This is a genomic window from Amycolatopsis coloradensis (assembly GCF_001953865.1).
Classification (GTDB): Bacteria; Actinomycetota; Actinomycetes; order Mycobacteriales; family Pseudonocardiaceae; genus Amycolatopsis; species Amycolatopsis coloradensis.
The window spans coordinates 566,096-579,395 of the sequence record NZ_MQUQ01000003.1 but is presented as its reverse complement, the minus strand read 5'-3'; the positions used below and the strand labels follow the sequence as shown (position 1 = coordinate 579,395).

The window sequence follows — 13,300 nt, the reverse complement described above, 5'->3', positions numbered from 1 at the left end:
TCGGATCATGAGGACTGTCGGCGCTTACGAACTGGATGACGACCCGGCTCGGGTGGACCTCGACGTGGTGTGGAAATGCCTGTCCACCAGCGTCTACTGGGGCAAGTGGCGGGACCGCGAGATGATCGAGAAGGTCTTCGAGAACGCATGGCGCGTCGTCGGTGCGTACGAGGCCACGACAGGCCGCTTGGTCGGCTTCGCGCGGGCGTTTTCGGACACCATCGGCAGCGCCTACCTGGCGGACGTCTTCGTCCTCGAGGAGGCGCGCGGCGCGGGACTCGGCAAGGAGCTGGTCCGGGAGATGATCGACAACGGGCCGGGCGCGGAGTTCCGGTGGATGCTGCACACCGCCGACGCGCACGAGCTGTACCGGCCGTTCGGCTTCGGGGATCCGCCGGAGGGGCAGTACATGGAGCGGTCCCGGCCCAGCGGGCAGAGCTAGCCGAGTACGTGATGGCCCCCTTCCTTGCGCTAGACGCGAGGAAGGGAGCCATCACGTACTTGGGAGAAAGCCGCCTCAGCTCTTGTTTTCGTGCAGGGCGGTAAGAGAAGCCCGCGCGATCGCGTGGCTGAAGAGGTTGAAGCCGAGCAGAGCCGGCGTAGCGTCTTCGCCGACGTCCAGCTTTTCGACGTCGACAGCGTGCACCGCGAAGATGTACCGATGCGGCCCGTGCCCGGGAGGCGGGGCGGCCCCGAGGAACTGCTTCACGCCGCCGTCCCCCTTCAGGGTGACAGCGCCCTCCGGCAGGCCGGAGCCCGCCTCGTCGCCCGCGTTCGCCGCCAGCGCGTTCACCGAAGCGGGGATGTCGAACACCGCCCAGTGCCAGAACCCGCTCGCGGTGGGGGCGTCCGGGTCGTAGCAGGTCACGGCGAAGCTCTTGGTCTCGGCGGGGAAGCCCTCCCAGGACAGCTGCGGGGAACGATCCTCGCCGCCCGCGCCGAAGATCCCGGAAAGCTGGGGTGTCGGCAGGAAGCCGCCTTCCTCGATGTCGGTGCTGCTCAAGGTGAAGGCAGGCAGATCGGGCAGGAAGTCGTACGGATCGGGTGCCTGCGGCATGCGTCCTCCTGATCGTGGAACCGATGACGAAGCCAGGTTAGGACCCCGAGAACCCCGGCGCGGGATCAGGGACGAATCCGGGGGTTACCCCTATGTCCATCCCGGCGCGGTGCCCTTAGCGTCGAGACACACGAAAACCTGCTCTGGAGGGACTCAACACCATGGCGCGCCCACTCCTCGCTATCGGAGGCATCGCCTTGATCGGCGTCGGTGTCCTCACCGGCCTCGGCTGGTGGTGGCCGTCCGACGCGGCGGCGACCTCCGAGCTGACCCAGTCGATCAAGAGCGTCCGGATCGAAAACGACGAGGGCGCCGTCAAGATCCGCACGGGCAGCGGCCCGGCGAAGGTCCACCAGGAGTTCTCTTACCGCTGGAACAAGCCGGGCGACGCCTACCGGGTGGACGGCGACACCCTCGTCCTCGCCGGATGCGGCGACAACTGCGAGGTCGACTACGACGTCACCGTCCCGACGGGGGTCCCGGTCACCGGACGGGTCGACTCCGGCGCGGTGGAACTCGCCGGTGTGTCCACTGTGGACATCTCGGTCGACTCCGGCCAGGTCGAGGTGCGCGACGTCCCCGGCACCGTGAAGGTCAGGGCCGACTCCGGTCGCGTCGAACTGAAGAACATCGGGCAGGACGTCGACATCCACGCGAGTTCCGGCGCGATCAAGGGCGAGCGGCTCGGCGGGAACGTGAAGGCGCAGGCCGACAGCGGCCGCATCGAACTGGAACTGGTCAAGGCCGCGAACATCACGGCCAGGAGCGACAGCGGTTCGATCGAGGTCACCGTGCCCTCCGGCGAGTACAACGTCACCGGCACCACCGGCAGCGGCAGCCGCGACATCGACGTTAACCAGTCCGGTTCGGCCCAGCACAAGCTCGATCTCAACACCGACAGCGGAAGCGTCAAGGTCAACGCGGCCTGACGGAATTCATCGGGGGAAACACTTTCTCATGGGGAACAAGGAGAAGCGCGTCCTCGGCGCGCTCGCACTCGGCGCGCTGACCGCCTTCGGGATCGTCGGCTGCACCACTAAAAGCCGCCAGACGCTGAGCGACGGCACGCCCGTCACCGAACAGATCACCGCGATCCGGGTCGACGTCCCGGTCGGCGGCGTCACGCTCCGGGTCGAGGACGGCGCACCGGTCTCGCTGCGCCGCGAAGTGACTTACACCGGCCGGAATCCCGGCAAGACGCACAGCGTCGAGAACGGCACGCTGGTCCTCGGTGGTTGTAGCCAGTGTGGCGTGGACTACGAGGTCGTGGTCCCGCGTGAGCTGGCGATCTCCGGCGCGATCGGCACCGGCGAGATCACCCTCGCCCGCGCGGCCTCGGTCGACCTGCGCGGGGAAGTCGGCGACATCAAGGTCCGGAGTTCGTCGGGCCCGGTGCGGCTGAGCACCGGTACCGGCGACATCGAAGTCGGGCTCGCCAAACCCGGCGCGGTCACCGCGGACGCCCAGGTCGGACAGGTCACGATCGTCGTCCCGGATGGTGCCTACCAGGTCCGCGCGAAGTCGGAGACCGGCAAGGTCGAGACCACCGGGGTCCGGCAGGATCAGGCGTCGGCGAACGTCCTGGACCTCAAGTCCGGCACCGGTTCGGTCACGGTGAAGGCCGCATGAAGACGAAGGCACTCGCCGCCGTCACCGCGCTGGCGCTCCTCCCGCTTTCCACACCACCTGCCTCCGCCGCGCCCCGGATCGACTGGAAACCGTGCGCGACCGAGTACGCGCCGACCCTGGAATGCGCGAGCCTCCGGGTGGGCGGTCCCTTCACGATCGCGCTGGCGAAACTGCCCGCGACCGATTCCGCGCGCCGCGTCGGCTCGCTGCTGACGAACCCCGGCGGGCCGGGTGGCTCCGGTGTCACCGTGCTCGAGTACGGCGGCCGCGGTTTCGCGCTGGACAAGCCGGAAATGGCCGAAGTGCGACAACGGTTCGACGTCATCGGCTTCGACCCGCGCGGCGTCGGGGCCAGTACCCCGGCGGTGACCTGCGGGCCCACACTGCACGACCCGTCGATCGGCCGCTTCCCGCGGAATCGCGCGGAGTACGACCGGTTCATTGAGCACAACCGCGCTTCGGGTCAGGACTGTCTCGACAGGACCGGACCGGCGCTGTCCAAAGTGGACACGTGGAACGCCGCGGACGACGTCGAGGCGATCCGGGCCGCCCTCGGCGAGCCGAAGGTCAACTGGCTCGGCGTCTCCTACGGCTCCGAACTCGGCGCCGTGTACGCGGAGAAGTACCCGAAGCGCGTCCGCACCATGGTGCTCGACGGTGCCATCGACCACTCGCTGCCGACGCGGAAGGCGATCCTCGACGAGGCCGTCGCGACCGAAAGCGCGCTCAAGGACTTCGCCCAGTGGTGCACGACGTCGGACGAGTGCGCGCTTCGCGGCAAAGACGCTCTCGCCGCCTACGACGCGCTCATGGCGACGCCAGGCGGCGTCCCGGCGAAGGAACTCGGGCGTAACGTGACCGCCGAGGAAATGGCGGCGGGCGTCTACGGCGGGCTGATCCTGCCGGAGTTCTGGCCGGGCGTGGCACAGGGGATCGCCGCCGCGACGGCGGAGAAGCCGGACGCGTCCGCGCTGGCGCCGTACGCCCAGCTGGACCCGACGTACGGTGCCTACCGCGCGATCGGTTGCCACGACTTCGGACCGGCCTTCACTTCCTACGCCGAGGCGAGGGTGATGCAGGGACTGGTGAAGACCCTCGCGCCGCACAGCTGGCGGTATTCGGAGTTCTGGGACATCACGAGCGGCTGCGCGGGCTGGCCCGTCACTCCGGCGTACCCGCCGCGGCCGCAGAAGGTGCGGGGCGCGGCGCCGATCCTCGTGGTCGGCGGCGAACACGATCCGGCGACACCGCTGGTGTGGGCGAAGGGGCTCGCGCGGAACATCGAGGACTCGACGTTGCTGGTCGACGCCGGTTACGGGCACACCGGGCTGCTCAACTCGGCCTGCGTGCGTACCGAAGAGGTGAAATACCTGGTGAGCGGGGTCACACCCGCTCCGGGCAAGATCTGCCGGTAGGCCGGGAACAAGACGCCGGGGTCGCTCGTTGACCCGGATACAAGGTTGAGTGCAGGCGACTCAAGTCCGGCTTGACGGAAGCCGCATCATCCCGATAGAACTTGCGTGACACCCACTCAAGGTGGGAGTGAACCCGCAGGTCACGAACTAGCAGGAGGAACACACCATGGCGCGAGCGGTCGGCATCGACCTCGGCACGACCAACTCGGTCGTCGCTGTCCTTGAGGGCGGCGAGCCGACGGTCATCGCCAACTCGGAAGGTTCACGCACCACCCCGTCCATCGTCGCCTTCGCCAAGAACGGCGAAGTGCTGACCGGTCAGCCTGCCAAGAACCAGGCCGTGACGAACGTCGACCGGACCATCCGGTCGGTCAAGCGGCACGTCGGCACCGACTGGAAGACCGAGATCGACGGCAAGGCCTACACCTCGCAGGAGATCAGCGCCCGGGTGCTGATGAAGCTCAAGCGCGACGCCGAGGCGTACCTGGGCGAGACCATCACCGACGCGGTCATCACCGTCCCCGCCTACTTCGAGGACGCGCAGCGGCAGGCCACCAAGGAAGCGGGCCAGATCGCCGGCCTGAACGTGCTCCGCATCGTCAACGAGCCCACCGCGGCGGCGCTGGCGTACGGCCTCGACAAGGGCGAGAAGGAACAGACCATCCTGGTCTTCGACCTCGGTGGCGGCACGTTCGACGTCTCGCTCCTGGAGATCGGCGAGGGCGTCGTCGAGGTCCGCGCGACCTCCGGTGACAACCACCTCGGCGGTGACGACTGGGACGAGCGCATCGTCACCTGGCTGGTCGACAAGTTCAAGGCCTCCAACGGCATCGACCTCACCAAGGACAAGATGGCGCTCCAGCGCATCCGTGAGGCGGCCGAGAAGGCGAAGATCGAGCTGTCCAGCTCGAACTCCGCGGGCATCAACCTGCCGTACATCACCGTGGACTCGGACAAGAACCCGCTGTTCCTCGACGAGCAGCTTTCCCGCGCCGAGTTCCAGAAGATCACTTCGGATCTGCTGGAGCGCACCCGCAAGCCGTTCAACAACGTCATCCGTGACGCGGGTGTCGCCGTCGGCGACATCGACCACGTCGTGCTCGTGGGTGGTTCCACCCGCATGCCCGCCGTGTCGGACCTGGTCAAGGAGCTGACCGGCGGCCGCGAGCCCAACAAGGGCGTGAACCCGGACGAGGTCGTCGCCGTCGGCGCCGCGCTCCAGGCCGGTGTGCTCAAGGGCGAGGTCAAGGACGTCCTGCTGCTCGACGTGACCCCGCTTTCGCTGGGCATCGAGACCAAGGGCGGCGTGTTCACCAAGCTCATCGAGCGCAACACCACGATCCCGACCAAGCGTTCGGAGATCTTCTCCACCGCGGACGACAACCAGCCGTCGGTGCAGATCCAGGTGTTCCAGGGTGAGCGCGAGATCGCCGCGCACAACAAGAAGCTCGGCATGTTCGAGCTGACCGGTCTCCCGCCCGCGCCGCGTGGCGTGCCGCAGATCGAGGTCACCTTCGACATCGACGCCAACGGCATCGTGCACGTCCTCGCGAAGGACCTCGGCACGAACAAGGAGCAGTCGATGACGATCACCGGTGGCTCCGCGCTGCCGAAGGACGACATCGAGCGCATGGTCAAGGACGCCGAGGCGCACGCCGAAGAGGACAAGCAGCGCCGCGAGGAGGCGGAGACCCGCAACCAGGCGGAGACCCTCGTCTACCAGACGGAGAAGTTCGTCAAGGACAACGAGGACAAGCTGCCCGAGGAACTCAAGGGCAAGGTGAAGTCCGCGATCGACGAGGCCAACGAGGCGCTCAAGGGCACCGACTCGGCGAAGATCCGCGAGTCCATCGAGAAGCTGAACACCGCTTCGCAGGAGCTGGGCACCGCGCTTTACGCCAACGCCGCGGGCAACGCCGCCGATGACGCCGCCGCCGGTGAAGGCGCGACGGGTGCCGCCGGCGGTACCGGCTCGCAGGCCAAGGCCGACGACGTCGTCGACGCCGAGATCGTCGAAGAGGACGAGAAGGACAAGAAGTGACGGGACGCTACGACGAAACCGAGGGCCGGGGCCCGGAGGAACCGGTGGTCGTGCGGGATCGGCGGCGGATCGACCCGCTGACCGGTGAGGTCCGGCCTGCCGGCCCGGCAGCCGAACCCCAGGACGGCCCGAAGCACGCCGCGCCTGTCGAAGAGCCCGTAGTAACCGAAGCGCCGGAGCCCGCGGCACACGCGGGCCCCGGCCTCGGGGAGACCATTGTGGGCGATTCGGTGTCGGTGGCCACCGGTCTGGAGAAGGAGCTGGCGGAACGCACGGCGGACCTCCAGCGTCTCCAGGCGGAGTACGCCAACTACCGCAAGCGTGTGGACCGCGACCGCGAACAGGTCGTCTCCGGCGCGAAAGCGGCGGTCGTCGGTGACCTGCTCCCGCTGCTCGACGACCTCGAGCGAGCGGAGCAGCACGGCGATCTGACCGGTGCCTTCAAGGCGGTCGGTGAGAAGCTGGTCGGGAGTTTGCAGCGGTCGGGTCTCGAGCCGTTCGGCGCCGAGGGCGAAGCCTTCGACCCCAGCGTGCACGAGGCCGTCCAGCACAGCACCTCGCCGGACGTCGCGGGCCCGACGGTCACCACGGTCATGCGCCGCGGTTACCGCTTCGGTGACCGTGTGCTGCGCGCGGCGCTGGTCGGGGTCACCGACCACGAGCCGGGCGCGGCTCCCGCACCGGAGCCGCGGAACGCCCCGGTGGACCCGCCCGTGGGCGGCGAGCTGCCCATCGAGGGCGAGCTCTTCGATGAGAACGACCGCTGATCGGCGATTCGGCGTGAAAGGAGGAGACGTTCGGTGAGTGCACGGGAATGGATCGGTAAGGACTTCTACCGTGAGCTGGGCGTCTCCTCCGACGCCACCGCGGACGAGATCAAGAAGGCCTATCGCAAGCTGGCCAAGGAGAACCACCCCGACGCCAACGCGGGCAACGCGGAGGCGGAGAAGAAGTTCAAGGCGGTCTCGGAGGCGTATGGCGTCCTCTCCGACTCGTCCAAGCGCAAGGAGTACGACGAGGCCCGGCGCCTCTTCGGCTCCGGCGGCCCTGGTGGCTTCGGCTTCCCGGGCGGCGGCGCCGGTGGCGGCGGGTTCGACGTCGGCGACATCTTCGGTCAGGCGGGTGGTCAGCAGCAGGCCGGTTTCGGCGGGCTCGGTGACATCCTCGGCGGCCTCTTCGGCCGTCGTGGCGGCGCCGCCGGTGCCACCGCGAACCGGCCGCAGCGCGGCGCGGACGTGGAGACCGACGTCCGGATCGACTTCACCGAGGCGGTCAAGGGCGCGACGCTGCCGCTGCGGCTGTCGAGCCCGGCGACCTGTTCCACCTGCGGCGGGAACGGCGCGAAGCCGGGGACTTCCCCGAGGACGTGTTCCACCTGTCAGGGCAGCGGGCTGGTCAGCCGGAGCCAGGGCGCGTTCGCGTTCTCCGAGCCGTGCCGCGATTGCCGCGGCCGCGGCACGATCATCGACGACCCCTGCCCGGAATGCGCGGGCGAGGGCGTCAGCACCCGCACCCGCACGCTGACCGTGCGGATCCCGCCGGGCGTGGCCGACGACCAGCGGATCCGGTTGGCGGGCCAGGGCGAACCGGGCCGCGGCGGCGCGCAACCGGGCGATCTGTTCGTCCGCGTGCACGTCGCGCCGCATCCGGTGTTCGGGCGCCAGAACCTCGACCTGACGATCACCGTGCCGGTGTCCTTCGCGGAACTGGCCCTCGGCGGCACGATCACCGTGCCGACGCTGGAGGGCAAGGTCTCGCTGAAGGTGCCGCAGGGCACGGCCGGTGGTCGCGTGCTTCGCGTGCGCGGCAAGGGAATCGCGAAGAGGGATGGCGCTCAGGGTGATCTGCTGGTCACCCTGCAGGCCGCCATTCCGTCCAAATTGGACGACAAGGCCCGCGAGGCCTTGGAGGCCTACGCGGAGGCCATGTCCGAGCACGACCCGCGACCGGAGATCACCGAACTTCTCGAAGGCAGGTGAGCACCATGTTCGGCGGGCTGCCGCACGACGGTGCGGACGAGGACACCCCGGTGTTCGTCATTTCGGTGGCGGCGCAGCTCTCCGGCCTGCACGCGCAGACCCTGCGATCCTACGACCGCCAGGGTCTCGTGTCGCCGGGCCGGACCTCCGGTGGTGGACGCCGTTACTCCATGCGGGACATCGCGTTGCTGCGCGAAGTGCAGCGACTGTCCCAAGAGGACGGTGTCAACCTCGCCGGCATCAAGCGGATCATCGAGCTGGAGAACCAGGTCGACGCCCTCCGCGCGCGGATCGCCGAACTGACCGAGGAGCTCACGGCCGCGTACGTCTCCGCCGAACAGACTGCCGCGGCCGTGCACGCCTCCTACCGCAAGGACCTCGTGCCCCTGCGGCAGCAGACCGCGCTGGTCGTCTGGAAACCCAAAAAACGCAAGTAGTCCTCTAGTTGCGTTCGTAACTCGCGTGCTCGACCCCGGAACACACGTGTTCCGGCTTCAGTCACGCGTGATCGCCGCCCAGTCATGCGTGATCGCCGTTCAAGCACGCGAGTTCCGGCTCTGGGAACGCGTCATCGCCGGTGACAGCGAACCCACAACGTCAGGCGGGCGGGCGGGACGCGTTTAGTCCTCTAGATGCGAAGATCGCAACCAGAGGACTAAACGCGGTCGTCAGGCGGGGACCAGGGTCCGGATCTGATGGACCTCGCCGGTGCGCGAGTCCATGACCCGCTGGGCCAGCGCCTTCGACTCCGGGTTCTTGCCGTCCTTTAGTTCGGTCCTCGCCAGCGCGACCCCGTTGTGCTGGTGCGCGACGAAGATGTCGGCGAAGTCGAGGGTGAAGTCCTTGCCGTCCTTTTTGGACAGCGCTTCGAGCAGGCCCTTGTCCGTGAGCCCGTCGCCACCGTGGTGATGGTGCGCGTGCGGATCCATCGAGCCCGTCTCGGGTTTGCCCCAGGACTTCAGCCAGTTCCGCATGTCGGCACTCTCGGTCTGCTGGGTGGCCTCGATGGCGGCCGCGAGGTCCTTGAGCTCCTGTTTCTGTGCCTGCTTGGCGTGCACCAGCTTGACGATCTCCAGGCCCTGACTGTTGTGGGCGATCATCATCTGCAGGAACATCACGTCGGCGTCGTTGTACTCCGCGGACGCCGGGGCGCCCGTCGCAGACTGGGGGACCGGGGAGATCGGGGCGCCGGCGGTGGTGGGTGAGCCATCACCGGCCCCGCAGCCCGCGAGGGCCACGAGACCGGCGACGAGTATCAGGCCGAGCTTCACTGGCGAGTCCCTTTCACTGCCGGGACCACAGAGCCGGTGTGTTCGGCGGCTCCCAGCCCTGGGTCGCCGTATGCGCCAGCTGGCACCGGTAGCTCGCACCGCCGTAGGTGACCGTGCTGCCGACCGTGTACGCCGTCCCGGCCGCCCAGGTGCCACCCGCGGGCGGGTTGCTGGTGCTGGTCGGGGGGTTCGACGTCGTCGGCGGGTTGCTCGTGGTCGGCGGGTTGCTGGTGGTGGGCGGATTGCCGCCACCGATCTGCAGGTCGACGCAGCTGTAGAAGGCCATCGGCGTGTCCGCGATGTTCCAGATGGCGAGCACCTTCTGGCGGCCGCTGAAGCCGTTCAAGCTCACCGTGTGGGACGTCGGGTCCTTCGGCGCGGAGTTGTTCCCGCTGATGTCGGCGATCTTGGTGCCGCCGATGTAGTACTCGTAGTTCGTGGTCCGGTGGTAGGCGGTGAACTTCCAGTTGAAGGTCACGCTGTTGCCGACCGAGGCGGCGGGCCACGGCTTCGATTCGTCGTTGAGCTGCGCGAACCCGGGGAGGCCGCCGTTGCAGCTGCGGAGCCCCTTGGAGCCCTCGACACTCTGCGGTTCGTAAACGATGCTGCCGCAGCCGGAAACCTTGCCCTGGGCGCAGTTCGCCTGGCGGCTGGGCGGGGTCAGCACGTAGCCGTGCGCGCTGGCCACCTGCGGGATGGCCACGATGGCGATCGGGGCGAGGATCGCACCGGCGGCGGCTGCCACGAGTTTGCGTTTGACGGTCATGCCGGCTCCTGGGGTGGAACGACGGTGTTCCCGCGAGGGGGAGCAATGTGGTCTAGACCATAAATCCGACGGTGACCGCGGTCAATGATTCACCGACCTACTGCTGCGGAGAGCCCAGGTAGAACAGCCGAATGGCCTAATACGAACGCATCACCCGGTCAATCCAGGGTGAAGGGGTCGTACTTGATCCTCGCCAGGTCCGTGCCCGCGGCGAGCAGTTTCGCGATCGTCGCGCGGATCATCGCCGGAGACCCGGCGACGTACACGTCGCGATCCTTCCAGCCGCCGCGCTGCGTGACCGCCATGGCCAGCGTGCCGCGGTCGCCGCCGGTGATGGTGCCTTCCTCGGTCACCGGGGTCACCGTCAGCCAAGGGCAGGTGACGGTCAGCCCGCGAAGATCGTCGAGTGCGTAGAGGTCTTCCGGTTCGCGGCCGCCGAAGAACAGGTGCACCGGCGGGTTGCGCTTCCAGCGCGACATGTCGTCGAGCAGGGCGAGCAGCGGCGCGATCCCGGTGCCCCCGCCGACCATCAGCAGCGGACGGCTTTCCGTGTGGTGCACCGAAAGCGCGCCGAGTGAGGGGCCGAGGCGCCAGACGTCGCCGACCCGGGTGTGGTGCACGATCGCACGCGAGACCCAGCCGCCGCGCACGGCGCGCACGTGGAACTCCATCGTCCCGTCGTCGTGCGGCGCGGTCGCCGGGGAGAAGTACCGCCACATCCGGGGCCGTTGCGGGACTTCGACGCTGACGTAGCCACCTGCCCGGTACGGGAGCGGCTGTTCGGTGCGCACCCTGATGACGGCGACGTCCCGGGACGCGCGACGGTGTTCGACCACGGTCGCCTTCCACCACGCGGGACCGATCTCCTTGCCCGCGGCCTCGCGCATGCACTTCGAAATGACGCCGTACGCGGTGATCCAGGCGTCTTCCGCCTCGGGTGTCCAGTCATCCTTCAAGAAACGTTTCAGCGCGGCGATCAACGCGACGCCGACCGCGTCGTAATGACGGCCGAGGACGTCGAACTTCCGGTGGTCCCGGCCGAGTTGGCCGAGGAAGGTGGTCAGTTCATCGGACCTGTCCACCATCTGCACGACATAGACGAGTGCGCGCAGCAAACGATTTCGCTGGGTGGCCATGGTGATCGGGAACAATTCCCTGGCGTCCGGTGAAATGGAGAAGAGCACCCCGTAGAAGTACCGGGACAGCTCCTCGGCCTTCGTTTCGACGGCGGCGAAACTCTCCCGGATGAGTTTCGCCATCTGGACTGTCTTGTCCGCCTCGGGTGCTTCGACCAGCGGTGGGATGAGAACCGGTGAAGATCTAGACGAACTCGGTCGAGGTTCGTATTTCACTGTTTCGGCAGTCATGGGTGAATGATGTTCTCCTGTTTGATCGGGCATATTCTCCAGACCCGACGTCGTGATGGTGCTCCTGTTCCCCTGAGGATTCTCGACTGTATGCCCGAACGCCGGAAAAGGATCCGTGAATGGATGTTTCCCGCTCGAACGGACCAAACGATATACACGCCGTCAACCCCGCCTGGCACTAAGTGAAGGTGATCATGCGTGGACGTTTTCCGTTGCCCAACAGAGGTTTTTCGCCAGTCCGCGGCGAAACATGATCCGCCGATCGGGTGGCGTTCTTTCCGCGATCAGCCGGTTACGTAACGGTATGCGCCCTTTTGCTGATCTCCATTGTGGAGTCGCGTTCGCGCGGTCTAGTCGATGGTGAAGGGGTCGTACGCGATCTGGTCGAGGGCGCTGCCCGCGACCAGCATCCTGGACACCGTCGCCCGGATCATCGTGGGCGAGCCGGATACGAGGACGCGGTGTCCCGGCCAGGATCCGTACTGGGTAACGGCTTCCGCGAGCGTGCCCTGTACGCAGCCGGGGGCCTCTTCGCCGCGCTCGACCACCGGGGTCACGATGAGCCAGGGGTTCGTGGCGGCGAGTGCGCGCAACTCGTCGAGGTCGTACAGGTCCTCACGCGACGGTCCACCGTAGAACAGCTGGACCTCGGGGTTCTCGCCCCACTGCGCGAGGTCGTCCAGAATGGCGCGCAGCGGCGCGATGCCGGTTCCGCCGGCGATCATCAGGACCGGCCGGGCGTCGGCCCGGTCGACCGAAAGCCTGCCGAGCGGCGGCCCCAGCCGCCAGACGTCGCCCGCCTGCGTGTGGCTCACGATGGCCCGGGACACCCAGCCGCCGTCGACGGCGCGCACGTGGAACTCGATGCCGCCGTCCTCGCGCGGGGCGTTCGCCGGGGACAGGTAGCGCCAGAGCCTCGGCCGCTGCGGAACCTCGACGCTCATGTACTGACCTGGCTGGTACGGCACCGGGAATTCGGGCTGGACGCGGACAAGGGCGAGATCCCAGGTGAGCCGCCGGTGTTCGAGCACGGTCGCCGACCACGACGCCGGGTTGACGTCGGCCGCGGCGGCCTCCTGCATCGCGCGGGCGACGATGGTGAACGCCTCCGCCCACGCCCGTTCGACCTCCGGTGTCCAGTCGGGACCGAGGTGGTTCTTGAGCGAGGCGAGCAGTGCGGTGCCGACGGCCTCGTAGTGCCGGGGGATGACGCCGAACTTGCGGTGGTCGCGGCCGAGCTGGGTCAGGAACGGCACGAGGTCGTCCGGCCGGTCGACCATCTGCACGATGTGGACCAGCGCGCGCACCAGCCTGCCGCGCTGGACCTCCATGTTGATCGGGAAGAAGTCCCGGGTGGCAGGCGCGAGGGTGAACAGCATCCCGTAGAAGAACTGGGAGATCTCCGGGATGAAGGGTTCCGACTTCGCCCAGGTGCCGCGGATGAGCCGCACCATCGCGGTGACCGCGGGCGGGGCTTCCCGTGGCGCGGAGGACCGCGGGAGGGGGCTGACCGCGTCGGCTGTCACGGGCGCGGATTCACTGATCGGGAAGTGCATGCCGGAAGGGGATTCCGGCGGTTCACGTACGGGGGACCACTGGAGAAGAATTCACGGATCATTCACCTCTCCGGTCAGTGGCTGTCGGCCGGTCGGCTGGTTCCGGCTCGCCCGCGAGACTAGCGGCCGAGAGCCCTTTTGCCCGCATCGTTGCTCCGGACGGGTGTACTCGACGCCGGGTGGCAGTGGGCGATCTCACGAGGTAAATAGTTGCCTTAC

13 protein-coding genes are annotated in these 13,300 nt (G+C 68.0%); 8 read left to right on the top strand and 5 right to left on the bottom strand.

The features are described from left to right. The first annotated feature begins 7 nt into the window (after positions 1 to 7). Positions 8 to 442, top strand: coding sequence for a GNAT family N-acetyltransferase (locus BS329_RS06365; protein ID WP_076156445.1), 435 nt, complete (start codon positions 8 to 10; stop codon positions 440 to 442). 75 nt (positions 443 to 517) lie between these two features. On the opposite strand, the gene BS329_RS06360 is transcribed toward BS329_RS06365, so the two are convergent. Then, positions 518 to 1,057: a YbhB/YbcL family Raf kinase inhibitor-like protein gene (locus tag BS329_RS06360; protein ID WP_076156442.1), complete on the bottom strand. Its 540-nt coding sequence runs from the start codon at positions 1,055 to 1,057 to the stop codon at positions 518 to 520. A 161-nt stretch (positions 1,058 to 1,218) separates the two neighbouring features. Between BS329_RS06360 and BS329_RS06355 the strand changes: the two genes are divergently transcribed. From BS329_RS06355 to BS329_RS06325, 7 genes are all read left to right on the top strand, one after another. After that, positions 1,219 to 1,986 (top strand): DUF4097 family beta strand repeat-containing protein, encoded by a 768-nt coding sequence (locus BS329_RS06355; protein ID WP_076156439.1) that lies wholly within the window; start codon positions 1,219 to 1,221, stop codon positions 1,984 to 1,986. Between the two features lie 28 nt (positions 1,987 to 2,014). After that, entirely contained in the window at positions 2,015 to 2,686 is a 672-nt protein-coding gene (locus tag BS329_RS06350; protein WP_076156436.1) for a DUF4097 family beta strand repeat-containing protein, read from the top strand. Continuing rightward, on the top strand, positions 2,683 to 4,101 hold the full coding sequence (locus BS329_RS06345; protein ID WP_076156433.1) for an alpha/beta hydrolase: 1,419 nt from the start codon (positions 2,683 to 2,685) through the stop codon (positions 4,099 to 4,101). Before BS329_RS06350 ends, BS329_RS06345 begins: the two co-directional genes overlap by 4 nt. A 166-nt stretch (positions 4,102 to 4,267) precedes the next feature. After that, positions 4,268 to 6,142: a molecular chaperone DnaK gene (gene dnaK, locus BS329_RS06340; RefSeq protein WP_076156431.1), complete on the top strand. Its 1,875-nt coding sequence runs from the start codon at positions 4,268 to 4,270 to the stop codon at positions 6,140 to 6,142. Beyond that, entirely contained in the window at positions 6,139 to 6,909 is a 771-nt protein-coding gene (gene grpE / locus BS329_RS06335; RefSeq protein ID WP_076156428.1) for a nucleotide exchange factor GrpE, read from the top strand. The genes dnaK and grpE overlap by 4 nt, the downstream gene beginning before the upstream one ends. A gap of 33 nt (positions 6,910 to 6,942) precedes the next feature. Next, a complete protein-coding gene (gene dnaJ, locus BS329_RS06330) occupies positions 6,943 to 8,121 on the top strand; it encodes a molecular chaperone DnaJ (RefSeq protein WP_076156425.1) in 1,179 nt (392 codons plus the stop codon). 5 nt (positions 8,122 to 8,126) lie between these two features. Then, entirely contained in the window at positions 8,127 to 8,558 is a 432-nt protein-coding gene (locus BS329_RS06325) for a heat shock protein transcriptional repressor HspR (RefSeq protein ID WP_076156942.1), read from the top strand. 231 nt (positions 8,559 to 8,789) lie between these two features. Here the strand turns inward: BS329_RS06325 and BS329_RS06320 are convergent, their stop codons facing one another. The 4 genes from BS329_RS06320 to BS329_RS06305 form a co-directional block, all read right to left on the bottom strand. Further along, complete coding sequence (locus BS329_RS06320) at positions 8,790 to 9,392, bottom strand: DUF305 domain-containing protein (RefSeq protein ID WP_076156422.1); 603 nt, start codon at positions 9,390 to 9,392, stop codon at positions 8,790 to 8,792. 13 nt (positions 9,393 to 9,405) lie between these two features. Then, on the bottom strand, positions 9,406 to 10,158 hold the full coding sequence (locus BS329_RS06315; RefSeq protein ID WP_076156419.1) for a lytic polysaccharide monooxygenase: 753 nt from the start codon (positions 10,156 to 10,158) through the stop codon (positions 9,406 to 9,408). Positions 10,159 to 10,316: 158 nt separating this feature from the next. Continuing rightward, on the bottom strand, positions 10,317 to 11,417 hold the full coding sequence (locus BS329_RS06310; RefSeq protein WP_076156416.1) for an FAD-binding oxidoreductase: 1,101 nt from the start codon (positions 11,415 to 11,417) through the stop codon (positions 10,317 to 10,319). Positions 11,418 to 11,875: 458 nt separating this feature from the next. Next, positions 11,876 to 13,081 carry a globin domain-containing protein gene (locus tag BS329_RS06305; RefSeq protein WP_208619153.1) on the bottom strand — a complete coding sequence of 402 codons (1,206 nt, stop codon included), beginning with the start codon at positions 13,079 to 13,081 and terminating at the stop codon, positions 11,876 to 11,878. Positions 13,082 to 13,300 lie beyond the last annotated feature (219 nt).